The sequence below is a fragment of the Xenorhabdus vietnamensis genome (assembly GCF_002127535.1).
Classification (GTDB): domain Bacteria; phylum Pseudomonadota; class Gammaproteobacteria; order Enterobacterales; family Enterobacteriaceae; genus Xenorhabdus; species Xenorhabdus vietnamensis.
In genome coordinates, this window is sequence record NZ_MUBJ01000004.1 from 58924 (window position 1) to 82807 (window position 23884).

18 protein-coding genes are annotated in these 23884 nt (G+C 43.3%); 12 read left to right on the forward strand and 6 right to left on the reverse strand.

Annotated elements, in window-relative coordinates:
* Positions 1 to 818 precede the first annotated feature (818 nt).
* The 6 genes from Xvie_RS05450 to Xvie_RS05475 are packed head-to-tail and all read left to right on the forward strand — an operon-like array spanning position 819 to position 8500.
* Positions 819 to 2030: an aspartate aminotransferase family protein gene (locus Xvie_RS05450; RefSeq protein WP_086108345.1), complete on the forward strand. Its 1212-nt coding sequence runs from the start codon at positions 819 to 821 to the stop codon at positions 2028 to 2030.
* A gap of 20 nt (positions 2031 to 2050) precedes the next feature.
* Positions 2051 to 3082, forward strand: coding sequence for an arginine N-succinyltransferase (gene astA, locus Xvie_RS05455; protein ID WP_086108346.1), 1032 nt, complete (start codon positions 2051 to 2053; stop codon positions 3080 to 3082).
* A gap of 60 nt (positions 3083 to 3142) precedes the next feature.
* Positions 3143 to 4621, forward strand: a complete 1479-nt coding sequence (gene astD / locus Xvie_RS05460; RefSeq protein WP_086108347.1) for a succinylglutamate-semialdehyde dehydrogenase — start codon at positions 3143 to 3145, stop codon at positions 4619 to 4621.
* 34 nt (positions 4622 to 4655) lie between these two features.
* Entirely contained in the window at positions 4656 to 5999 is a 1344-nt protein-coding gene (gene astB / locus Xvie_RS05465; protein WP_086108348.1) for an N-succinylarginine dihydrolase, read from the forward strand.
* Positions 6000 to 6011: 12 nt separating this feature from the next.
* Positions 6012 to 7058, forward strand: coding sequence for a succinylglutamate desuccinylase (gene astE / locus Xvie_RS05470; protein ID WP_086108349.1), 1047 nt, complete (start codon positions 6012 to 6014; stop codon positions 7056 to 7058).
* A 35-nt stretch (positions 7059 to 7093) separates the two neighbouring features.
* Positions 7094 to 8500 (forward strand): amino acid permease, encoded by a 1407-nt coding sequence (locus tag Xvie_RS05475; protein ID WP_086108350.1) that lies wholly within the window; start codon positions 7094 to 7096, stop codon positions 8498 to 8500.
* A gap of 675 nt (positions 8501 to 9175) precedes the next feature.
* Here the strand turns inward: Xvie_RS05475 and Xvie_RS05480 are convergent.
* On the reverse strand, positions 9176 to 9565 hold the full coding sequence (locus Xvie_RS05480) for a DUF4440 domain-containing protein (protein ID WP_086108351.1): 390 nt from the start codon (positions 9563 to 9565) through the stop codon (positions 9176 to 9178).
* Positions 9565 to 10944, reverse strand: coding sequence for an MFS transporter (locus Xvie_RS05485; protein WP_086108352.1), 1380 nt, complete (start codon positions 10942 to 10944; stop codon positions 9565 to 9567). Before Xvie_RS05485 ends, Xvie_RS05480 begins: the two co-directional genes overlap by 1 nt.
* A gap of 108 nt (positions 10945 to 11052) precedes the next feature.
* Between Xvie_RS05485 and Xvie_RS05490 the strand changes: the two genes are divergently transcribed.
* Positions 11053 to 11955 carry a LysR family transcriptional regulator gene (locus Xvie_RS05490; protein ID WP_086108353.1) on the forward strand — a complete coding sequence of 301 codons (903 nt, stop codon included), beginning with the start codon at positions 11053 to 11055 and terminating at the stop codon, positions 11953 to 11955.
* Between the two features lie 43 nt (positions 11956 to 11998).
* Here Xvie_RS05490 and pta read toward each other — a convergent pair whose 3' ends face one another.
* Together pta and ackA are read right to left on the reverse strand one after the other, a co-directional pair.
* Entirely contained in the window at positions 11999 to 14143 is a 2145-nt protein-coding gene (pta, locus tag Xvie_RS05495) for a phosphate acetyltransferase (RefSeq protein ID WP_086108354.1), read from the reverse strand.
* Between the two features lie 197 nt (positions 14144 to 14340).
* Complete coding sequence (gene ackA / locus Xvie_RS05500; protein WP_086108355.1) at positions 14341 to 15543, reverse strand: acetate kinase; 1203 nt, start codon at positions 15541 to 15543, stop codon at positions 14341 to 14343.
* Between the two features lie 265 nt (positions 15544 to 15808).
* Between ackA and yfbV the strand changes: the two genes are divergently transcribed.
* The 4 genes from yfbV (at position 15809) to Xvie_RS05520 (ending at position 19679) form a co-directional block, all read left to right on the forward strand.
* Positions 15809 to 16264: a terminus macrodomain insulation protein YfbV gene (gene yfbV, locus Xvie_RS05505; protein ID WP_086108356.1), complete on the forward strand. Its 456-nt coding sequence runs from the start codon at positions 15809 to 15811 to the stop codon at positions 16262 to 16264.
* Positions 16265 to 16414: 150 nt separating this feature from the next.
* Entirely contained in the window at positions 16415 to 16909 is a 495-nt protein-coding gene (locus Xvie_RS05510) for a YfbU family protein (RefSeq protein ID WP_086108357.1), read from the forward strand.
* Between the two features lie 21 nt (positions 16910 to 16930).
* A complete protein-coding gene (locus Xvie_RS05515) occupies positions 16931 to 17590 on the forward strand; it encodes a sugar phosphatase (RefSeq protein ID WP_279625674.1) in 660 nt (219 codons plus the stop codon).
* Between the two features lie 259 nt (positions 17591 to 17849).
* A complete protein-coding gene (locus tag Xvie_RS05520) occupies positions 17850 to 19679 on the forward strand; it encodes an SLC13 family permease (protein ID WP_086108359.1) in 1830 nt (609 codons plus the stop codon).
* A 135-nt stretch (positions 19680 to 19814) separates the two neighbouring features.
* On the opposite strand, the gene yfbR is transcribed toward Xvie_RS05520, so the two are convergent.
* Together yfbR and Xvie_RS05530 are read right to left on the reverse strand one after the other, a co-directional pair.
* Positions 19815 to 20396: a 5'-deoxynucleotidase gene (yfbR, locus tag Xvie_RS05525; protein WP_086108360.1), complete on the reverse strand. Its 582-nt coding sequence runs from the start codon at positions 20394 to 20396 to the stop codon at positions 19815 to 19817.
* 260 nt (positions 20397 to 20656) lie between these two features.
* Positions 20657 to 21871 (reverse strand): pyridoxal phosphate-dependent aminotransferase, encoded by a 1215-nt coding sequence (locus Xvie_RS05530; RefSeq protein ID WP_086108361.1) that lies wholly within the window; start codon positions 21869 to 21871, stop codon positions 20657 to 20659.
* A gap of 805 nt (positions 21872 to 22676) precedes the next feature.
* Here Xvie_RS05530 and hexA point away from each other — a divergent pair.
* The gene (gene hexA / locus Xvie_RS05535; RefSeq protein WP_086108362.1) at positions 22677 to 23678 is read left to right on the forward strand and encodes a transcriptional regulator HexA; all 1002 of its coding nucleotides are present in this window, start codon (positions 22677 to 22679) and stop codon (positions 23676 to 23678) included.
* The last annotated feature ends 206 nt before the right edge of the window (positions 23679 to 23884 follow it).

A 23884-nucleotide genomic window follows, 5' to 3' on the forward strand; every position in this document is an offset into this window, starting at 1 on the left:
TTTCATGTCACGTTGCCAGAAAAAGCCAGTGAACTCATTACCCGTCTGACTGATAATTTCCAGATTTTAAAACCCGCATCTTCAAGTTAATTGCGTATATATCTATTAAACTCCCTTGATTTTGGAATTTTTTTACAGGCTATTTTAATTATCCTACTAAGAGATTGAATCTTATAGGATATGGTGATCGACACAGGATATTATTTCAAGGATTGATAATGAAAAAAACAGATTCTTGATGTGGGAGTCATTGAACCCTCTGTTGACAAAGTAAAGTAGCCTTAATCTTCCTGAAAGTTTTATTCTTAGATCATCAGTTACGTTGTGCTATGGAAATAAAAATTGGAATATTATTTTTTAACATTTTGATTTTAAATAATATTATTGATATTTGGGGTGAAAATTGTTAATTGCAAATAAATTTTTCAGATCATGGGTATAAGTTATACCCATGATCTATGAATAATTATTAAGCGATAATACCACATTTCCGTTATCTTCGATTATTTACTTCTTTTTATTTATTTTTTTATGCATAAATGGTGCATAAATTGACAATAAATTCATTTTTATAAATTGTGAAAAACATCATAAAAGTAAATTCATTGTGATTTTATTGTATTGACTTTGTTAAAGCTCAAAGGGATTATGAGATTAATTACTAATCAATAAGGATAAAGAAGATCTTGCGATAATGTCATTGAAATGTATCAAACTAATGAGTTGATAATCTAAGTAGAACCATTAATTAAAAATTAAATTCAATGATATATAAATTTACTTTTCTTTTTATATCCTAATTATTTGAGGAATAACAAATGACGAACACGATTCAAAGAAATTGGTTTGACCAGTATATGGTTCCCTGTTTTTCACCAGCAAATTTTATTCCTGTCGTTGCCAAAGGCTCGCGTGTCTGGGATCAAAATAGTAAGGAATACATTGATTTTGCTGGTGGAATTGCTGTTAATTCATTAGGGCATGCTAATGATGAATTAAAGAATGCATTAAATTTTCAAATGGAAAACATCTGGCATATTGGTAATGGCTATACAAATGAGCCGGTTTTAAAACTGGCTAAATCTCTGGTTGAAAATACATTTGCAGATAAAGTTTTTTTCTGTAATTCCGGTGCGGAAGCGAATGAAGCTGCATTAAAAATTGCCAGAAAATATTCTCTTGATAAATATGGCAATCATAAGACCGAAATTATTTCATTTGAGAACTCCTTCCACGGCAGAACATTATTTACTGTGACTGTGGGTGGACAGCCTAAATACTCTCAAGACTTTGCTCCATTGCCACAGCAAATTACTCACCTGCCATTCAACGATATCGACGCTATCAAGGCTCACATATCAGAAAAAACCTGTGCTGTGATTGTTGAGCCGATCATCGGAGAAGGTGGTGTGATTCCTGCCGAGCCTGCATTTTTGAAAGCGCTCCGGGAATTATGTGATCAACATCAGGCATTGCTGATTTTTGACGAAATCCAAACTGGTGTCGGCCGGACTGGGTATTTGTATGCCTACGAGGAAACTGGCGTAGAACCAGATATTCTGACCAGTGCCAAGGGACTTGGTGGTGGATTCCCAATCGGTGCCATGTTAGTTAGGCAACATATTGCTGAAGCTTTCCAGCCGGGGACACACGGGACAACATTTGGTGGAAATCCGCTGGCAGCAGCCGTTGCCGGTAAAGTCATTGAGTTAGTGAATCAGCCGGAGTTTCTGGTGGGGGTGCAAGAACGCCACCATGAATTCATGGAGCGCATGTCTGAGCTTAATCAGCGTTATCAGGTATTCCATGAATTACGTGGAAAAGGGTTATTGCTGGGGGCTGAATTGGATAAGAAATATCAGGGCAAAGCGAAGATCCTGACTAATATCGCTGCGGAAGAGGGATTGATTGCCTTGATAGCTGGCCCCGATGTGTTGCGTTTTGCTCCTGCATTAAATATCGAACAGCAGGATATCAACGACGGTTTCATCCGCCTTGAAAACGCTCTCAAGCGATTTGTTCAGGAATAAAGCCTATTTGAGGTGATATCATGATGCTATTTAGATCCGTTCAACATAAAGATTTGGGGGATATCCTCAATCTTTCGTCCCGTGCTGGCGTTGGCCTGACGACATTACCAAATAATCAGGAATATCTGACGGCACGGATTTCACGCAGCATTGATTCTTTCAACGATGCTAGGGGACGAGCACAACAAGGATTTTTATTTACCTTGGAAGACACGGAAGAGCATCGTGTTGTTGGTGTCAGTGCGCTGGAAGTTGCTGTTGGGCTGGAAGAGCCTTTCTACAATTTCCGCGTACATAAATCAGTACGAGCTTCCCGCGAATTAGGGGTTTACAACACGTTTGAAACGCTGATTGTCGGTCAGGATTACACCGGATGCAGCGAATTGTGTACGTTGTTCCTTAACCCTGATTATCAAGGAGGAGGTAATGGCGTTTTTCTTTCCAGAAGCCGATTTTTATTCATTTCCGCATTCAGGCATCTTTTCCCAAAATCTATTTTTGCGGAAATGCGTGGAGTTGTGAATACACAAGGTGAATCTCCGTTTTGGAATGCTCTGGGGCAACACTTTTTCAACGTTTCTTTTGAGCAGGCGGATTATTTAACTGGAATTGGCACGAAAAATTTTATTGCAGAATTAATGCCATTCTACCCGATTTATGTCCCGCTATTATCTGAAGATGCCCGTCGGGTTATCGGTCAGGTGCATGAAAATACTATACCGGCCCGTACCATTTTAGAAAAAGAAGGATTCTCTTATAACGGCGCAGTCGATATTTTTGATGCTGGTGCCATCTTGGATGCGGAAATTGACAATGTACGTACGGTCAAAGCCAGCCGGCTTGTACATGTTAAAAAAATTACAGATTTTTCCCGTCCGCAGAATGGCATACAGTGCATTGTTTCTAATCTGCATTTCCAGAAATTCCGGGCGTTACTCTTGAATTTTTCCCATCCCGTGGAGGGTGATGAACTTTATCTGACCTCCGCAGAGATGGACACACTTCACGTGAATGATGGCGATCCGGTGCGTTTTGTTTCTCTTTTCTCTTAAGTGTTTTCACATCTTGGGTGTTTTCACAATTAAGTGTTTTCGCAATTAAGGGTTTTCATAATGAATCATCAAGCAAATTACATTGGCGGTGATTGGATAGCAGGGCAGGGTTTGCCTGTCACTAAATACTCTCCTGTTGATCAACAGGTTTTATGGCAGGCGAATGGGGCTTCTGCCCGTCAGGTGGATAATGCTTGCCAATCAGCCCGTAAGGCATTTCCAGAGTGGTCGAGACTGGCGGTTGAAAAACGTATTGCGATTATTCAAGCATTTGCTGAGTTACTAAAACAGGAAAAAGAAAATATCGCCCGTGTGATCAGTGAAGAAACCAGTAAGCCGCTGTGGGAAACACGGACAGAAGTCCAATCCATGATAGGTAAAATTGCCATCTCCATAGAAGCGTGGGAAGAGCGGACAGGATATTCTGAAATACCCATGCCAGATGGTAAGGCAATATTGCAGCATCGTCCTCATGGCGTCATGGCCATTTTCGGCCCCTATAATTTTCCGGGCCATTTGCCGAATGGGCATATTGTTCCTGCGTTGATCGCGGGTAATACATTAGTGTTCAAACCCAGTGAATTAACACCAATAACAGCCGAAAAAACCGTAGAGTTATGGATTAAGGCGGGGTTGCCGATAGGCGTTTTGAATCTGGTGCAGGGAGGCAAGGAAACTGGTGGAGCGTTGTTGGACAGCCGTGAAATTGATGGTGTGTTGTTTACTGGTAGTGCAGCAACGGGATTCCACTTCCATCGTGTACTGGCGGGTCAGCCAGAGAAAATGCTGGCGTTGGAAATGGGGGGGAATAATGCGCTGATTGTGGATGATTATGATGATATTGAAGCGGCAGTTTATACCATTATCCAATCCGCTTTTATCTCCGCAGGACAGCGCTGTACATGTGCCCGCAGATTGCTGGTGAAACAAGGAGAGAAAGGAGATGCCTTAATCCAACGATTGCTTGATGCCGCGGGTCAGATTGTCCAGGCACATTGGGATGCTGAGCCTCAGCCTTTTATGGGCGGTGTAATCTCTTTGGCGGCAACGGAAAGTTTGTTGGAAGCTCAGTCCAGATTACTGGCCTTAGGTGGAATCTCGTTGCTTACCTTAAACCAGCCCGAACCGCATTCAACGTTTATGACTCCCGGTATCATTGATATGACCAGCGTCAAAGACGTTCCTGATGAAGAATATTTTGGCCCTCTGCTGACTTTAACGCGCTATGCCACTTTCGACGAAGCCATCTCGATTGCGAATAACACACGGTTTGGGCTGGCTTCTGGGTTGATTTCTCCTGATTCCTCCTTGTTCAGGCGATTATTGCAGGAAGCGAGGGCAGGGATTGTGAATTGGAATAAGCCGCTTACGGGGGCATCCAGTAAAGCACCATTTGGTGGTATTGGAGCATCAGGGAATCATCGCCCTAGTGCTTATTATGCTGCAGATTATTGTGCATGGCCGATGGCATCCCTGACGGCTGACAATTTGATTCTGCCGGACACCCTAGCTCCGGGCCTTGATTTTTTCCAGTCTTAATTTTTCATTAATAAATAGGATGTCAGAGGTGATTATGTCGGGAATTGAAGCGAATTTTGATGGCCTGGTAGGAATGACCCACCATTATGCCGGGCTATCAATGGGAAATGAGGCCTCCATGAATCATCGGGGGCAGGAATCCAATCCCCGTAAAGCCGCACTTCAGGGATTGATGAAAATGAAGGCACTGTCTGATATGGGATTGGTGCAGGGGGTTCTGCCCCCGCAACAACGTCCTAATCTCCCGGTATTGCGGCAGCTGGGGTTTACGGGCAGTGACGAACAGGTACTCAATAAAGCAGCGCAATATTCCCCATTATTGCTGTCCAACCTCAGTTCTGCTTCTTCCATGTGGACTGCAAATGCAGCAACGGTTTCTCCTTCAGCAGATAGTGCGGATCAGCGTGTCCATTTTACGGTGGCAAATTTAAATAATAAGTTACATCGTTCTCTGGAAAGCATCACTACTTCACGTGCCCTGAAAGCGACTTTTCCTGATCAAAATTATTTCACCCATCATGATCCTCTGCCACAACATGCGGATTGGGGAGATGAAGGGGCAGCGAACCATAATCGTTTTTGCGGCGAATATGGCGAAGCAGGCGTACAGTTATTTGTCTATGGACGCAAAGCATTACAGGAAGGTATTGCGCCTGAGCGCTATCCAGCACGGCAGACGCTGGAGGCGAGTCAGGCTGTTGCCCGCCTGCATCAGCTTGAAAGTTCCAGAACCGTATTTGCCCAACAAAATCCTGTTGCCATTGATAGTGGTGTTTTTCACAACGATGTTATCGCAGTCAGCAATCGTAATGTGCTTTTCTACCATCAGCAGGCTTTCTTGAATCAGCGATCGGTATTGAGCGAGTTAGGGGAAAAAATGGCTCAGCTCGGGCATACCTTGACTGCGATTGAAGTTCCTACTGAGCAAATCAAAATTCAAGATGTGGTGGAATCTTACTTGTTTAACAGTCAATTATTAAGCCAGCCAGATGGCAGCATGATGTTGATTTTACCGGAAGAGTGCCGCCAAAATCACAATGTCTCAGCTTATTTACAAGAGTTGATTGCGCGAGGAAATTCCCCTATCAGTAAGCTCCATTTCTTTGATTTGCGGGAGAGTATGCGCAATGGCGGTGGGCCAGCTTGTTTGCGGCTCAGGGTTGTTTTGAACGAACAAGAATTGGCGGCAGTCAATCCTGCTACCTTAATGACACCAGAACTTTATCAACGCCTGACGGTATGGGTTGAGCGCCATTATCGTGATTCTTTGTATGCGGCTGATTTAGTTGATCCGCAACTGTTAAGCGAAGTCTATTCTGCCCTTGATGAACTGACGCAGATCCTCAAGCTTGGTTCGATATACGAGTTTCAGCGCTAATCAGGAGATAAAATGGATTTATTGGCCTTATTACTTGAAAATAAACTGTTTGAAAACAAAATCGAAAACAATTTGTGTTTTCCGCCAACAATTAAATCATCGTGGTTGGCGGAAGGCGTGTTGCAGCTATTACCACGATCACAAGAATTACCACTGCCACAAGAATTACAACAGTCACAACAATCATCTTCACAAGAGAAAACAGTGGATACGCTGATTATCTCAGCCGGAATTCATGGTAACGAAACAGCACCTGTGGAAATACTGATCCAGTTATTATCACAACTGGCGCAGGGACACTTACCGTTGCAGCATAATCTTCTGTTGATATTCGGCAACCTACCTGCCATGCGTGAAGGGCGGCGATATATTGATAATGATCTCAACCGCATGTTTGGCGGCCGTTACCAAAATTTTCCTTCGGGGAATGAATCGAAGCGCGCAATGGAATTGGAGTCTGTTATCCGTCAGTTTTTTAATGAACCAGCGGTTATGGCATCAACCAGACACAGACACCTTGATCTTCACACCGCCATTCGAGGTTCCTGCCATGAGCAATTTGCTTTACTGCCCTACCAGCCGCGTGAATATGCCGCTGATTTCTTACAATGGTTGGAAGATAGCGATATTGATGCTCTGGTATTTCATAATAAGGTAGGAGGTACGTTCAGTAACTTTACCAGTGAATATTTCAATGCAGACAGTTGCACGTTGGAAATAGGTCAAGTACTTCCTTTTGGACAAAACGAGTTGGCAAGGTTCAGTAATATTACTGCGGCCTTGCAGGATTTAATCGCTGGATTGTTTTCAATTAAACGAGAGAAACCAACACTTGAATGCTACCGTGTGGTTGATGCAATTATCAAACAACACGACAGTTTTCAGCTCAATATTCCGGAGGATACGAAAAATTTTACTCAGTTACCGGAAGGTTTTGAAATCGCCCGCCAGCAAAATCAATCTTGGAAAATCACGTCTCCCGCAAACTTTATTCTGTTTCCTAATGCTCATGTTGCTATTGGGCTGCGGGCAGGCTTGTTGTTGGCGAAAGTAACATAATCAATTCATAAAAAAACAAGCCGTAGAGGTTATTGATGACGAAACCATTAAAAACACCTGTGGAACAATCCACAGGTGCGCAGAAACTTCATCGTGGATTAGGTAAACGTCATATCCAGTTGATCGCAATTGGAGGTGCTATTGGTACGGGATTGTTTATGGGCACTGGGAAAACTATTGCCGTATCAGGGACTTCAATTATCCTGACTTATCTTTTGATTGGCTTTTTTGCCTTTATGGTAATGAGGGCAATGGGGGAGTTATTGCTCTCTAAACTGGATTATAGGACGTTTGCCGATTTTGTAGCTGATTATCTTGGGGATAAAGCCAGCTATTTTCTGGGATGGACCTATTGGATGAGCTGGGTTGTCAGTTGTATTGCTGATGTTGTGGTATGCGGCGGGTATATTCAGTATTGGTTCCCCGATAGTTGGCTCTGGCTAACGGCACTGTTTACCCTGGGGTTAATGTGCTTATGTAACTTTTTTTCAGTGCGGCTGTTTGGTGAGGCGGAATTCTGGTTTGCCATGATTAAAGTCGTAGCGATAGTTGCCTTGATTATCGTTGGTATTAGCATGGTTTTTGTGGGATGGACTTCACCGAATGGCGTGACAGCTTCTGTTCGTCATTTGACGGAACCTGAAGTATTCCTGCCTAATGGCGTATTCGGATTTCTGGCGGGTTTTCAGATTGCCATTTTCTCTTTTACAGGTATCGAGCTGATTGGCACTGTGACGGCTGAAACCAAAGAGCCAGAGAAAGTTTTACCGAAAGCGATCAACAGCATTCCTATTAGGGTAATCATTTTTTACGTACTTTCCATCATGTGCATTATTGCTGTTACTTCGTGGCCACATATTTCACCAGATGTCAGCCCATTTGTGACATTGTTTGCACTGGCCGGATTGCCGGCAGCAGCAGCGGTGATAAATTTTGTTGCGTTGACTTCGGCTATGTCTTCAGCGAACAGTGGGTTATATGCCTGCACCCGAATGCTTTATGGATTGTCGACGGAAAAATTGGCGCATAGTAAATTTGGGCAACTTTCTATAAAAAGCGCAGTACCTGTTTTCAGTTTGATGTTCTCGGTTTTTTGCATGGCAAGTGGTGTATTCTTGCTGTTTATCATCCCCAATGTAATGAAATTATTTACTATTGTGACTACAGTAGCAGCCATTATGGTTATTTACAGCTGGTGTATGATATTGCTTGCTTATCTGGCTTACCGAAAGAAACGGTCTGACCTGCATGAAAAATCCATCTATAAAATGCCGATGGGGATTCCCATGACTTGGTGTACTTTGATATTTTTTGCCTTCACGGTGGTGATTATGATATTTGATTATGACACCCGTATTGCATTATATGGTACGCCAGTGTGGTTTGTAATATTGGAATTTTTTTGGCGCAGAAGGAAAAGTCGGGAGAAAATGGCAAATTAATATATACCCTTTGTCTTTCAAGTTGCTTATTTGTTGGCTGTACTTACCCCGGTCACATAGTTATCTATGCTCCGGGGAATTCGTTCCCTTGCCGCCGCGACGCATCTTGAAATCCATTAGGTATAGTAAATAAAAAGGGATAAAAATAATCTATACAAGCTTAACTTGAAGATGCAGGTTTCAGTATTTGAAAATTATCATTTAATCGGCAAACGAGTTCTTGTATTATGAATTTCATTGTATTGCATCTAATACTGTTGAGAGCATATAAATTGCTTTACAACCTTAAGCGTAAATTTGTGCTGCAATAAAAAATTTCAACACATTAAATACACAACTAATTTTCATGTCATTGAGCATGGTTTGAGTTGAGACAGAAATCATGCATATTCAAGGACGAACGGTATATATTGATTTTTAGAACTGTTATTTTAATAAAGAGGCATGTGAAATATTTTATTTATTAATCCAATTTTATTCTAAATTATATCTATGACAATGCTTTTGTAATAACAATATATTGAATATATGACTGGATTTGTTCGCAATGCTATCGCAGCGCCCATACTTTATTAACTAAAAAAGCATGGGTGGCTGCATTATATACTATATGAATTTCAGGTTTGTTATGTTTTAAATAAAGAGGGCTGTAACCTGATTTTCATAATTATTCATTTAACCTGAATTGCTTGACTGTAATGTTTCGTGCAAATGAAGCCAGACCGGTGTATCTGGATGAAGGTTAAAGATAGCGGTTGACCAGCGCACAGTGGTCTCCTTGTTTGGCTCGGTCTGCTGTTCTCGATATAAAATCACAGCCCCATTCTCCCGCTCTTCCAAGACAGACAGTGAATCCACGACAATATGTAATCCCGGGCGGCTTGCACGTTGAGCAACAAAAAAACGGCTCAGAGACTCATGCTCAAGCGTTGTGCCTGTTATCGTGATCATTGAATAATCCTGGCTGAAACGGTCAAGGAGTGTCTGCACGTTTCCTTCACCTTTGCCAAGCCAGTTCTCAATGGCAATATGAGCCTCCAACACTTCATTAAAATAATGGTTCATTAGTTATTCTCTTCTGATAAAAGATTAAGTTTTACGTTCCGGTTGTTGATGTTCAAGCTGAGCAGGAGTGGGATAAGAGCACCGGCTGCTGCTGTATAAAATGTCCACATGTAAGCTTCCCGCAGGGCGAGATGGCTGATAAGCAGATTGAGTAACAAACTCAATAGTGCTACACCAAAGCAGAAGCTGAGCTGACGGTTTATGTTCCACAATGCACTTGCTTCGGGCATGGCTGTGGCTGATATCTCAAGGAAAGCACTACTCTGGGCGGTGCTGCTGCACAGACTCCCTCCCATCCCCATCAGTGCAAAAGCCATCACCAGCAGGTAGTTCTGCCCGTCGTGGGTCACCACCGAAAGTAACAGAATGCCGATCACCTGCAGCAGACAACCGGTCATGATGAGAGGTCGTGGTCCCAAACGGTTAAATGTTTTGCCTGTAACCGTGATCGCCAGAAACGAAGCCAGCGACCAAGGGATCATCAATGCCCCTGTCTCAGCGGCAGACATACCGAGAAATGTTTGCAGATAAATAACGCCAACCAGACTTACCCCCATAAACATGCCAGGCACGAACTGATAAACCAGCATTGAAAAGCGCATCAACGGATCAGAAAGGAGGTGAAAGCTGAAAAGTGGTGCAGGATGCCGACTACTGCGAATAATGAAAAAGGCCAATAAAATGGCACCTGATAAGAAAAATGCCGTGCCTTTTGCAGTGCCTCCTGCATCACTTATTTTTGTCATTCCCAGTAAAATGAGAAACAGGCTAGCACATCCGATTACAAGACCAGAGAGATCGAGTATTTTATTTTTTTCAGACGTAATCCCGTCCTGTAACCATATGAAAGCCAATATCAGTGTCAGCAGGGTTGGCGGCAGGCTGGCAAAGAAGACCCAACGCCAGTTGAGTGTTTGGACCAGCACGCCACCCACGGCAGGAGATAATGCCGGGGCCAGCAGCGCTACCAGCATAATGACAGATGAAAGTTTAGCCCGCTCATGTTTTGCATAAAGCTGCCATGTCAACGCCTGACCAACGGGTATCAACAGTCCACCGCCAATACCCTGCACGACCCGACAGAAAACCAGTTCCTCAAGTGAATGTGCAAATCCAGATGCCGCTGTTCCCAGTGCAAATAAGGCCAACGAAAGTAAGAATACCCGCCGGGCACCTGCACGCTGTGTCAACCACGCACTGAGAGGGATAATAAGCGTGAGCCCACATATGTAGCCATTACTGATCCATGCCAACTCAGCCACTGAAGCATGCATTTCCTTACCTATCGTGGGATAAGCAACATTGGAGATAAACATATTTACTAAGTCGAGGAAAAAGCCAAGAAGGTAAACAACCGCGACTTTATTACGATAATTCATACTCTCTTCCCTGTTAAAAACGAATAATATAATTCCGGTAATGGGAAGGATAAAGCGCTGCCGCAGTGATACACTGTCAAAAAATATTTGACAGTAAGCAGAGAATTTATGCTCAACTTACAGCGTGTAGCCATGTTTGTGGCCGTGGTAGAGGCGGGGAGTTTCACATCAGCAGCAGCCACGCTCAGACAAACGAAGGCAGTAGTCAGTTTTAACATCCAGCAACTGGAGGCGGAGCTTGGTGTGTCGTTGTTGTTGCGCACTACCCGACGTCTGGCACTGACGCAAGCGGGGGAGGCTTTTTACCTGCGTAGTGTTCATCTTCTGAAAGAGACAGAAGATATCGTGAACGATGTGCAATTCAGTCATCGAGGATTTGGTGGTGAGCTACGAATAACCAGTACACCGGAATATGGCACTACAATGATTATCCCTGCTTTAGTGGCATTCGGGCAGGCACACCCAGAGCTGAGTATTCGCCACGTTTCGTCTTCCTATCATGCCGATCTCATTTCAGAGCACTTCGATGTTGCTATTCGTCTTGGTAAACTGGCTGATTCCAGTTATCACGCAGCGCTAATAGATAACTTTTCAATACTCCCGGTAGCCGCGCCGAAATGGATTAAAAATAATCCAATAGATTCGCTTAATACATTGGGTAAGGCAGAATGGGTTATTCATACTCGTCTCCAGTCTCCTCTACGCTGGCAAGTAACGGGTCCGGAACAGCAGAAGATCGATTTTTCCATCACTGGGCCCGTCAGGTTCTCAACTGACAGTGCTTCTGCGCTGATGAGTTTTATACTGGAAGGTTGTGGTGTTGCATTGTTACCGGAGTGGCTCGTCCGACTCGCTCTGGCAAGCGGGGAACTACAGCACTTGCTGCCCGATTACCATTTCCCCTCGCAGGGCGTGTATGCAGTTTATCCCAATACGCGCCATATCTCTGCTAAGGTACGTGCTCTGATTGATTTTCTTCAGAGACGTTCAGGGTACATCATAAAAAAATAGCCCCATGCTATTGGCGTGGGGCATATTTTATGCAACCAGAAAATTATGCGTTTTCTTGCTGAGTTGCCTGAATTGCAGTCAGTGCAACGGTATAAACGATATCATCAACCAGTGCGCCACGGGACAGGTCGTTAACTGGCTTGCGCATACCTTGCAGCATTGGCCCGATGGAGACCAGATCCGCAGAGCGCTGTACCGCTTTATAAGTGGTGTTACCGGTGTTCAGATCCGGGAAGATAAACACGGTAGCCTGACCAGCAACTGGTGAGTTTGGCGCTTTGGATTTCGCCACGTCTGCCATGATTGCCGCGTCGTACTGTAATGGGCCATCAATGATCAGGTCTGGGCGTTTTTCTTGTGCCAGACGGGTTGCTTCACGAACTTTTTCAACATCACTGCCTGCACCAGAGTTACCGGTGGAGTAGGAGATCATCGCAACGCGAGGTTCGATACCAAACGCTTTTGCAGAATCTGCGGATTGGATAGCGATTTCAGACAGTTGTTCCGCGGTTGGATCTGGGTTGATCGCACAATCACCGTAAACCAAAACTTGCTCTGGCAACAACATAAAGAAGACAGAAGATACCAGTGAGCTGTTTGGTGCAGTTTTAATTAACTGCAATGGTGGACGAATGGTGTTGGCAGTGGTATGAACTGCACCGGAAACCAGACCGTCAACTTCGTTTTGCTCCAGCATCATTGTGCCCAGAACCACGTTGTCTTCCAGTTGTTCGCGGGCAACTACTTCGGTCATGCCTTTGCTCTTGCGCAGCTCAACCAGACGTGGAACATAACGTTCACGTACTGCCGCTGGATTAACGATCTCAATCCCTGCGCCCAGCTCAACACCTTGAGCAGCAGCCACACGACGGATTTCTTCTGGATCGCCCAGCAAGATACATTCTGCGATGCCGCGTTCAGCACAGATAGCTGCTGCTTTAACGGTACGGGGTTCATCCCCTTCTGGCAGGACAACACGCTTGCCTGCCTGACGAGCCAGCTCGGTCAGCTGATAGCGGAATGCTGGTGGAGACAGGAGATTTGGACGCTCTGATGTTGCTGCTAGAGAATCGATCCATTCGCTGCTAATGTGTTGTGCAACGTAGTTCTGTATTTTTTCGATGCGCTCATGGTCATCGGCCGGAACTTCCAGACTGAAACTTTGCAGGTTCAGGGAAGTCTGCCATGTATTGGTTTTCACAGTGAAAACTGGCAAACCCGTGTTGAATGCGCGTTCGCACAGTTCACGGATAGGCTCATCAATTGAGTAACCACCAGTCAGCAAAACAGCACCGACGTCAATACCATTCATGGCAGCCAGACACGCAGTGATCAGTACGTCAGGGCGGTCAGCAGAAGTCACTAGCAGAGAACCCGGACGGAAGTACTCAAGCATGTTAGGAATGCTGCGGGCGCAGAAAGTCACGGACTTGATGCGACGGGTTGCGATGGCACCTTCATTGATGATGTCAGCTTTCAGGTGCTTGGCCATATCAATCGCACGGGTAGCGATCAGATCGAAACTCCATGGAATGCAGCCGAGAATTGGCAATGGACTATTTTTGAAAATGGTTTTCGGATCGATGTGCGCAATAGTCGCTTTGGTTGATTCGTCAAAAATTTCAGACAAATCTGGGCGGGTGCGGCCTTGATCATCAACAGGTGCATTCAGTTTGTTGACAATAACACCGATAATGTTTTGGTTCTTGATACCGCCGTATTCAGCACGGCTCAGTTCGATACGCTCTTTCAGCTGCTCCGGGCTGTTGGTGCCCAATGCAGTCACGAATACGATTTCAGCATTCAGGGTCTTAGCGATTTCATAGTTCAGAGATTGGGCAAACGGATGCTTGCGGGTCGGAACCAGACCTTCAATCAGAACAACTTCTGCATCTTTGGTATTTTCGTGGTAGTGAGCCACGATCTCTTCCATCAACACGTCTTTTTTGTTAGTGGTCAGCAGTGATTCCACATGTGCCATATCCAGAGGTTCTGCAGCATGGATGCTGGAGTGTGAACGGATAATGGAGGTGGTTTGATCCTGAGAACCAGTATGGCGTGGTTGTGCGATAGGTTTGAAAACGCTCAGGCGAACGCCTTTTTGCTCCATGGAGCGAATAACACCCAGACTGACACTGGTTAAACCAACGCTGGTGCCAGTAGGGATTAACATAATTGTACGGGACACGGAAACCTCTTTAACGGTTGCTCGTCAGTCAATAAATGTGACTCAGTGCGATATATTCAATGCTATATGAATAGACGAAATGTGAACCATGAGCCAACGTAATATTTATTAAGGAAATATTAATCAATGTACTTATAGAACGTACTCATGAACACAGAGTCGCCAGCATTGCTGGCGGCTCTTGAAAATCATACGGCTTATGCAGTCAGGCGCGCCGAATCCTGAGCAATGACCAATTCTTCATTAGTTGGGATAACCAGAGCAGGACGGCTGTTATCTGTAGTGATAACGCCTGATTTGCCGAAGCGGGCAATAAGGTTACGTTCGTGATCATACTCGAAACCCAGCAGAGCGACTTTTTTCATGGTCAGTTCACGAACCAGTGAGGAGTTTTCACCGATGCCACCAGTGAAGATAATTGCATCCAGACGGCCTTCCATCAATGCGCTGTATGCGCCGATGTATTTAGCCAGACGGTGGCAGTAAACATCCATAGCGCGTTTAGCATCAGCTTTGGTTTCGTAGTTATCTTCTACGTAACGGCAATCGCTGGTGACTTCGGTCAGACCCTGGAAGCCAGACTCTTTGGTCAGCAGAGTGTTGATCTGAGCGACACTCATGCCCATTGCATCGTGCAGATGGAATACGATAGCGGGATCGATGTCACCACTGCGGGTACCCATGACCAGACCTTCCAGTGGAGTCAGGCCCATGGAGGTATCAACGCACTGACCGTTGACAATTGCAGAAACAGAACCACCGTTGCCCAAATGGCAGGTGATGACATTCAGCTCTTCAACTGACTTGTTCAGCATTTTGGCTGCTTCACGGGAAACGTAGAAATGGCTGGTACCATGTGCGCCGTAACGACGGATGCCATGTTCTTTGTACAGGTTGTAAGGCAGTGCGTACAGGTATGCTTCTTCAGGCATAGTCTGGTGGAATGCAGTGTCAAATACTGCAATGTTTTTCTCAACCAGATGAGGGAATGCTTTTTTCGCTTCTGCAATACCGATCAGGTGAGCAGGGTTGTGCAGTGGTGCGAATGGAATAGCCTCTTCAATACCTTTAATCACTTCATCGGTGATAACCACGGAAGAAGTGAACTTCTCACCACCGTGAACAATACGGTGACCGATAGCTGAAATCTGTGCAGAAAGTTCTGGTTTTTCAGCCAAAATAGTATTAACAATGAAGTTCAGCGCTTCGCTGTGTGCTGCGCCGGCACCTAAAGCAGCTTCGTTTTTCGCGCCATCCATTTTCCATTTAATACGAGCTTCAGGCAGGTTAAAGCATTCAGCCAAACCAGAAAGATATTCTTCACCATTAGCAGGGTCGATGATAGCGAATTTCAGGGAGGAGCTACCGCAATTAAGAACCAGTACCAGCTTACTTGACATGAAAATACCTATGATCTTGTTGTGATCTAATCTTAAAATGAGAACAATGTTAAAAAATAAAATAATTTATTAACAAACCGAATCCAATTGTTGCGAAAAAGGTCAAAATTCCTGTTTTGCTGCTGCAACAACATAAAAGTCTGTGTAGGATACAGTTTGCTAGCAATAAAGACAAAATATACTTAATAGTATTAATACTACAAAAAAGATTTTATCTTTTGTAGATATTTTTTAAAAACTATACCTTTAATTGATTGAGGTCATGATGAACACGACGCCACCTGTTAGCCAAGGTTGGTTCAAGCGAATGCAATTAGGGCAGCAATATCTGAAAATCTGGCCACTGGCAAAGCAGCTTTCGCCTATTTTTCCTGAAAATCGTGTGATTAAGGCAATTCGCTTTGGTATTCGTTTTATGCCGCCATTGGCGATTTTTACTTTGACATGGCAAATCGCTTTAGGTGGTCAATTGGGGCCATCGGTAGCGACAGCACTATTTGCCTGTAGTTTGCCGTTGCAGGGATTATGGTGGCTGGGAAAACGCGCGGCAACACCGTTACCGGAAAGATTGCTGAAATGGTTTTATGAAATTCGGGACAAATTTGCTCAGGCAGGGATTGCAATGGCACCTGTGGAAAGCGCACCGACTTATTTTTCACTGGCTGAGTTGCTTAAACGGGCATTTAAGCAATTGGATAACTCTTTCCTTGATGATATTTAAATCGTCGGAGTCCTGATTCTGGCGGTTGCTGAATCAATTAACTAATAAACCCCCGTTCAGATCAATAAATGGTTGTTTTGCACTACTCATAAAAAATGGGTGGTGCGATGATGTGGTTAAGATAGATCCCTTTCCTAAAGGAGTTCCACGATGGAAATGACCCATGCTCAACGTTTAATTCTCTCTAATCAATACAAACTCATGTCCATGCTGGAGCCTGAACATGCTGAACGTTATCGTCGTTACCAAACCATTATCGAGCGGGGTTTTGGTTTACAATTGCGTGAGTTAGATCGCGATTTAGGTGAGTTATCCGAAGAGACTTGTCGGGCTATCATTAATATTATGGAAATGTATCATGCGCTGCATATTTCATTAAGTAATCTTAAAGATAGACAGGAACTGGATGAGCGCCGCATGACATTTTTAGGCTTTGATGCGGCTACAGAACCGCATTATCTTGCTTATGTTCGTTTTATGGTGAATACAGAGGGGCGCTATACTCATTTTGATTCCGGCAGTCATGGCTTTAATGCCCAGACGCCGATGTGGGATAAGTATCAGCGTATGTTGGCGCTTTGGTTCTCTTGCCCTCGGCAATACCATCTGAGCGCCGTTGAGATTGGGCAGATTATTAACGCATAGCTGCGTTTGAAGGAGTCGGGTTTGGTACTGAAATGTAGAGGTTTTTTATTCGATTTGGATGGTACTCTGATTGATTCATTGCCTGCGGTTGAGCGAGCATGGATTCAGTTTGCCGATAAGATGGGTATCGATAGAGATGAAGTATTGAACTATGTTCATGGTACTCCAGCGATATTATCCCTGCGGCATTTTATGCCAGATGCCAGTGAAGAAGCGATCACCAGCACTTTCAAATGGATTGAAAAAATTGAAACAGAAGATACAGAAGGCATTACTGCTTTGCCCGGTGCCATTGCCCTGATTGATAAATTGAATGCACTGGACATTCCGTGGGCAATTGTGACATCGGGGACTGTTCCTCTTGCCTCTGCGCGCCACAAAGTGGCAGAGTTGCCAGAACCTGCGCATTGGGTGACGGCTGAGTCTGTCACAAATGGAAAACCAAACCCTGAACCTTATTTGCTGGGCGCTAAAAAATTGGGGCTATTGCCAGAGGAGTGTGTGGTTTTTGAAGATGCGATTGCAGGGATTCATGCCGGACTGGATGCAGGCTGTCAGGTTGTTGTTGTCCACGATTTGCCAGAGATGCCACGCCGTGATGAAGTCCATTTGACGATTAATAATCTGGAAGATATTGAGATTGTCAAATCTGGCGGTTATGTATCGATTTATATCCAATAACGTTTTATCCCTAATAACTTTTTATTCCCAATAGCCTTCAAGTTGCAGCATTGTTGGCTACAACTTGAAGTATGAAAAACATACACCACAAATCAGGGCGATTCTTGATCATAACGTGGGATTTTCCCTGAGAAAAATGGTCTACTTACTTTGTTAACGTTTGTACCCGTAGTCTTTTGATATATGCCCAAATCTGCTAATCGGCAGATTGGTATTGCAGATGAATCATATTTAAAAGATATCGTTGATAGAGGTCAGATTGAGTAGCGAATTGTTGTGGGTATTGACCCTGTTGTTGATAGCTATTGTGCTTTTTACCACCAATAAAGTCAGAATGGATGTTGTGGCTTTATTGGTGATCATTGCATTTGTCTTGAGTGGCACACTGACGTTAGGCGAAGCCAGTGTCGGTTTTAGTGATCCCAATGTGTTATTGATTGCCGCCTTATTTGTTATTGGTGAAGGACTGGTGAGAACCGGGGTTGCTTATCAAATGGGCGATTGGTTGGTTAGTGTTGCCGGTAACAGTGAAAGCAAAATGTTGGCTTGGTTAATGTTATCGGTTGCCGGGCTGGGCGCTTTTATGAGTTCAACTGGGGTTGTGGCAATATTTATTCCCGTTGTCTTGAGCGTCGCTGCCAGAATGAAAATCTCTCCGGGGCGATTGATGATGCCATTAGGGTTTGCAGGCTTGATCAGTGGCATGATGACTTTGGTGGCAACACCACCCAATATGGTCGTTAATAGTGAGCTGGTGCGCGAAGGTCTGCGGGGCTTTGATTTCTTCTCCATTACACCGATTGGCATTTTAGTATTGATAGCCGGTGTGGTTTACATGTTAGTTGCTCGCCGCTGGTTGGGGGGTAAAAACCACCAGACAGTGGACGAACGTTATCATCGGACATTCCGTGATCTGATACGCGACTATAAATTATCTGGCCGCGCTCGCCGTTTTTCTATCCGCCAGGGTTCACCCTTGATCGGACATACATTGGACGAATTGGGGCTGCGTGCCTGTTATGGTGCTAATGTCATTGGCATTGAGCGTTGGCGTAAATTTCGTCGGGTGATGGTTGCTGCAACTGGTGATATGGAATTACGGGATCAGGATGTCCTGTTGGTGGATATGTCGGATAGTGATGTTGATTTGCGGGAGTTTTGCAGTGAACAGCAACTAGAGCCGATGGTATTGCGTGGGGAATATTTTTCCGAGCAGTCCCGTGATGTCGGTATGGCTGAAGTTTCCGTGATCCCTGAGTCTGATCTCTTGGGGCAATCATTGCGTGGTATGAAATTTCGTACGCGTTATGGGCTGAATGTGGTGGGAATTCGTCGTGGCAGAAAAGCACTGGAAGGGAAGTTAGTGGATGAACCTTTGTTGCTTGGTGACACGCTGCTGGTGATTGGCGATTGGAAATTGATCCGTGCATTGAAAACGAAAACTCCTGATTTTATTGTGTTGAATCTGCCTATTGAAGTAGAAAGTGCAGCTCCCGCTGCTTCACAAGCGCCCCATGCCTTATTCTGCCTTGCTCTGATGGTTGCTATGATGTTGACCAATGAAATCCCGAATTTTATTGCTGCGTTAATTGCCTGTCTGCTAATGGGAAAATTCCGTTGTATTGATATGGAGAGTGCTTATCGTGCCATTCATTGGCCGAGTATTATTTTGATTGTCGGTATGATGCCTTTTGCGTTGGCATTGCAAAAAACGGGAGGAATTGATCTCATTGTTCGCGGTCTGATGGATATCGCAGGCAATATGGGGCCACGAGTGATGTTAATGTGCCTGTTTATACTTTGTGCTGCTATAGGTTTGTTTATCTCCAATACGGCGACAGCGGTGTTAATGGCACCGATTGCGATTGCGGCAGCGAATGAAATGGCTGTTTCTCCTTTGCCCTTTGCCATGATTATTGGTGTGGCTGTTTCCGCAGCATTTATGACACCCGTTTCATCTCCCGTTAATACCTTGGTGCTTGGGCCAGGCGGATATCGATTTGCCGATTTCCTGAAACTCGGCGTGCCTTTTACATTGATTGTTATGGGGATTAGTGTGGCAATTATTCCAATACTTTTCCCATTCTAATGTTTCTATCTGGCAGCTCCTGTATCAATATGGAGCTGCATTGTGGTTATAGATTAACATTGCTGAATTATGATGGCTGGATGATTACAATTGGGTGATCGTAGCTGAATAATTACAACCGTGACAAAGCATCACCTATAAACTTATTTCATCAAGTGAGAGGCTGAAGCTCGGTACGAATACATCCATGAAATAATCCATTTCTTCGCTGCGACGTTCTGTCAGTGTTTTATCCAATCGGTTTTTGGCTTGATTGAACTCAGTATTGCCTGCTGAGAGTTCTTCCAGACACTTCAAGTAAGCACATAACGCATCAGCTTGCTTGATAATACAGATTTCTTCTTCAGTATGATGATGTTCATCTAAGATAGAACGAAAGTCATCCTGTAGTTCAGGGGGTAGCATATGCAATAGCTTTTGCTGGGCTATTTTTTCTATCTTTTTATATTCATGGGCAATTTGGGGATTGTAATACTTAATAGGGGTTGGTAAATCCCCGGTAATAACTTCGCTGGCATCGTGATACATTGCCAGCAGAGCGATCCGTTCAGCATTGACATTACCATTGAATTTACGATTTTTGATTATTGCCAGAGCATGTGCGACAAAAGCAACCTGCAAGCTGTGTTCTGAAACATTTTCTGTACGCACATTTCGCATAAGAGGCCAACGGCTAATTAATTTTAGGCGGGATAATTGGGCGAAAAAATGACTCATAATTTCCTCTTGTAGCGGAATAACATGACTAATTGTGGGCGGAATGAAAGAGGAAGTAAACCTATTAAATATCAATTTAATCAAAAATATTCTTTCTATTTCCCAATTTATAACATAAAAATAAAGGAAATATTAATATATGAAAAATTCATTTCTGGAAATATAGAATGTGGGAAATAAGTTTTTGATACTAAAATAGTAACCTATCCCATTAGTTTATTAATACTCTCGGGATAGGTTTTGAAGAATGAATATTATGGTTATTGACGATAGTTACCGATAAAGCGGGCAAATTTTTCAATGGCCACTTGCAAGTCAGTGACATGCGGTAGTGTGACAATGCGGAAATGATCAGGATCTGGCCAATTAAATGCAGTCCCTTGAACCAGCAGAACTTTTTCTTGTAGTAAGAGGTCTAATACCATTTTTTGGTCATCATGAATATTGAAGCGTTTGGTGTCTATTTTCGGGAACATATATAGAGCACCCATTGGTTTCACACAGGAGATTCCAGGAATCTGGTTAATCAGTTCCCATGCACGGTTGCGCTGTTCATAGAGCCTGCCACCCGGAAAAATAAATTCACTAATACTTTGGTAGCCGCCTAATGCTGTTTGAATCGCATGCTGCATTGGCACATTGGCACAAAGGCGCATTGAGGCCAGCATTTCTAACCCTTCGATATAATCTTTGGCTTGCTTTTTAGGGCCGTTCAGTACCATCCAACCCTGACGGAAACCAGCTACACGATAGGTTTTGGACAGACCATTAAAGGTAACGGTAAAGAGATCGGGAGCTAATGATGCAATGGAATGATGCTGGGCATCATCGTACAGAATCTTGTCATAAATCTCGTCGGCAAAGATAATCAGATTATGCTGACGGGCAATTTCTACTATTTCCAGCAATAATTCTTTGCTATATACCGCACCGGTTGGGTTGTTCGGGTTAATAATAACGATACCACGAGTACGCGGGGTAATTTTACGGCGGATGTCATCTAAATCAGGAAACCAGCCTTGTTGCTCATCACATAAATAATGGACGGCATTACCACTGGAAAGTGAGACTGCCGCAGTCCAAAGAGGGTAGTCAGGGGCAGGAACCAGCATTTCATCCCCGGTATTCAACAGGGCCTGCATCGATTGAACAATCAGTTCAGAAACACCGTTGCCAATAAATATATCTTCAACGGTAATATCCAGCATATTTCTAGCTTGGTAATGCTGCATGATCGCTTTACGTGCGGAATATAACCCTTTTGAATCTGAATAACCCTGGGCTGTTGACAGATTACGGATGACATCGACTAATATTTCATCAGGCGCTTCGAATCCAAATGGCGCCGGATTTCCAATATTTAATTTCAGTACCTTATTACCTTCTTCTTCGAGTCGCTTAGCTTCTTTGAGGGTATTCCCCCGGATGTCGTAGCAGACATTATCTAATTTGCTGGATTTGTTAATGGAAAACATAGGGCGCCTTGACCTCTGACAAAATTGGATACTACCCGGCATAAAAAGTATGGTGATCAATGTACTCTTCTCGGTCTGTATTTTGAAGAGACTTTGATATCTTTGGTTAAAACGGTTGTTTAAAGAATAAATGAATAAGTTTGCTCTCTTATTTATTGTGTTTTCTTGGATTTTTATTTTGTTTATGGTTGTTATGTTGGATTTTTGTTTTTATTAAAGGCTTTTTTTTGGTTGACAAGGAAATGGCGAGATGACATTTTGGCAGGCGTTTTTTGACTCATACATTTATGTAAACTTCAAATTGTCAATAAAAGTAAGGAGGTTTGTATAATGTATTCTTATAATTTATCTTTAATTGACGTAAAATTAATTTAGGTTTTTATCACATGATACTTCGGCAACTTTTTATGGATTTTTATCCATAAAGTTCTCAGGCCTATTCAAAGGAAATGTTAATTCATTAAAAATACTAATATTATATAGCGGTATTAAGCATTGCTAATTCAGATTGCGTTATTCTTTGAAGCAAGTCAGAAAAAAGGTATTTATACTGGAAATTGATGATTATGTGATGTAAATAGAGTTTTCTCTCTGATTTATTTTTGGATTGCATAAATTTTGTTAAGAAAGGAGAAAATAAAACCCATAATGAGTCGATTAGAAAGAAAAAATGCAGTAAACCTTTGCCCTATTTAATAGAGTAGAGTAATGTCACAATCGGTATTATTTTATTTGATACTGTTGAAGTAAAAACACCAGGTTAGTTAATTGATAAAATTAGAACCAGAACATAAGAAGATACACAATGATAAATGCAAATCGTCAGATAATAAACCTCGATCTCGATCTGCTAAGAACTTTTGTTGCCGTTGCTGACTTAAATACTTTTGCAGCAGCAGCAGCAGCTGTTTCTAGAACGCAGTCAGCCGTGAGTCAGCAAATGCAGCGGTTGGAACAACTTGTGGGGAGAGAATTATTTGCTCGCCACGGCCGCAACAAGCTGCTGACAGAACATGGGCTTCAACTTCTTGGTTATGCACGTCAGATTCTTCGTGCTAATGACGATGCAACTGCATCATTGACTTACAATGATGCAGATGGTGAATTGAGAATAGGCGTATCAGACGACGCTGTTGATACATTACTTCCTTTCTTATTGAACCGTATTGCCTCTGTCTATCCACGCGTAGCGGTTGATGTGCGCATTAAGCGTGCTCAATTTATCGAAAGCATGTTGGATAACCATGAGATTGATTTGGCATTAACCACAGCAAAAATTAACCACCATCCTAAAACGATCTTACGTTCTTCGCCTGTTTTATGGCATTGCGCACCAGATTTCCAATTACAGACGAACGAGCTTGTTCCGTTGGTTGTGATGGATGAAACTAACCCTTTCCGTCAACTTGCTCTGGAAACGCTGGATATGGCAGGTATTTCATGGCGCATTGCATATGAAGCTGCCTCCTTGTCCGCTGTCCGTGCGGCTGTGAACGCAGAAGTAGGTATTACCGCTCGCCCTCTGGAAATGCATAATGCAGACCTTAGAATTTTAGGTGAAATTGAAGGTTTACCACGCCTGCCGGAAATCCAATTTTTCTTATATCGTAGCAGTAACGAGCAGAATGAATCTGTCTTAACTGTTTTTGATGCAATAGAAAATAAGAAAACACCTTATACCGTGACGTCAGTTGAATCCAATACATCTGATGAAACCAGCGAAATAGATGAATCTATTGACTCTATTAAACCTATCAAATCAACTGACGCAGTTGATGAAACTTTCGTTGAAGATATAGACGAGTAAATATTATGTGTTTATAGGCTAATATTTCCATTTTATTTGTGGAGATATTAGCCTGTTGTTAATTACTTATTAATAATCCTCTCAGGTTTTCATTCCTATTTCTGATATTTCCAATGAGAAATATACCCTATTAATTTTCCTATATCTTTCGAATTTTAGTTAAGAGAATGTTGCTTCGTTAACAAAATTTATTTTTCTAACTTGAT

Bases quoted from the DNA above. Each gene is read 5' to 3' on its own strand.
- Xvie_RS05450 (WP_086108345.1), top strand. From the start codon at position 819: ATGACGAACACGATTCAAAGAAATTGGTTTGACCAGTATATGGTTCCC.
- astA (WP_086108346.1), top strand. From the start codon at position 2,051: ATGATGCTATTTAGATCCGTTCAACATAAAGATTTGGGGGATATCCTC.
- astD (WP_086108347.1), top strand. From the start codon at position 3,143: ATGAATCATCAAGCAAATTACATTGGCGGTGATTGGATAGCAGGGCAG.
- astB (WP_086108348.1), top strand. From the start codon at position 4,656: ATGTCGGGAATTGAAGCGAATTTTGATGGCCTGGTAGGAATGACCCAC.
- astE (WP_086108349.1), top strand. From the start codon at position 6,012: ATGGATTTATTGGCCTTATTACTTGAAAATAAACTGTTTGAAAACAAA.
- Xvie_RS05475 (WP_086108350.1), top strand. From the start codon at position 7,094: ATGACGAAACCATTAAAAACACCTGTGGAACAATCCACAGGTGCGCAG.
- Xvie_RS05480 (WP_086108351.1), bottom strand. From the start codon at position 9,565: ATGAACCATTATTTTAATGAAGTGTTGGAGGCTCATATTGCCATTGAG.
- Xvie_RS05485 (WP_086108352.1), bottom strand. From the start codon at position 10,944: ATGAATTATCGTAATAAAGTCGCGGTTGTTTACCTTCTTGGCTTTTTC.
- Xvie_RS05490 (WP_086108353.1), top strand. From the start codon at position 11,053: ATGCTCAACTTACAGCGTGTAGCCATGTTTGTGGCCGTGGTAGAGGCG.
- ackA (WP_086108355.1), bottom strand. From the start codon at position 15,543: ATGTCAAGTAAGCTGGTACTGGTTCTTAATTGCGGTAGCTCCTCCCTG.
- yfbV (WP_086108356.1), top strand. From the start codon at position 15,809: ATGAACACGACGCCACCTGTTAGCCAAGGTTGGTTCAAGCGAATGCAA.
- Xvie_RS05510 (WP_086108357.1), top strand. From the start codon at position 16,415: ATGGAAATGACCCATGCTCAACGTTTAATTCTCTCTAATCAATACAAA.
- yfbR (WP_086108360.1), bottom strand. From the start codon at position 20,396: ATGAGTCATTTTTTCGCCCAATTATCCCGCCTAAAATTAATTAGCCGT.
- Xvie_RS05530 (WP_086108361.1), bottom strand. From the start codon at position 21,871: ATGTTTTCCATTAACAAATCCAGCAAATTAGATAATGTCTGCTACGAC.
- hexA (WP_086108362.1), top strand. From the start codon at position 22,677: ATGATAAATGCAAATCGTCAGATAATAAACCTCGATCTCGATCTGCTA.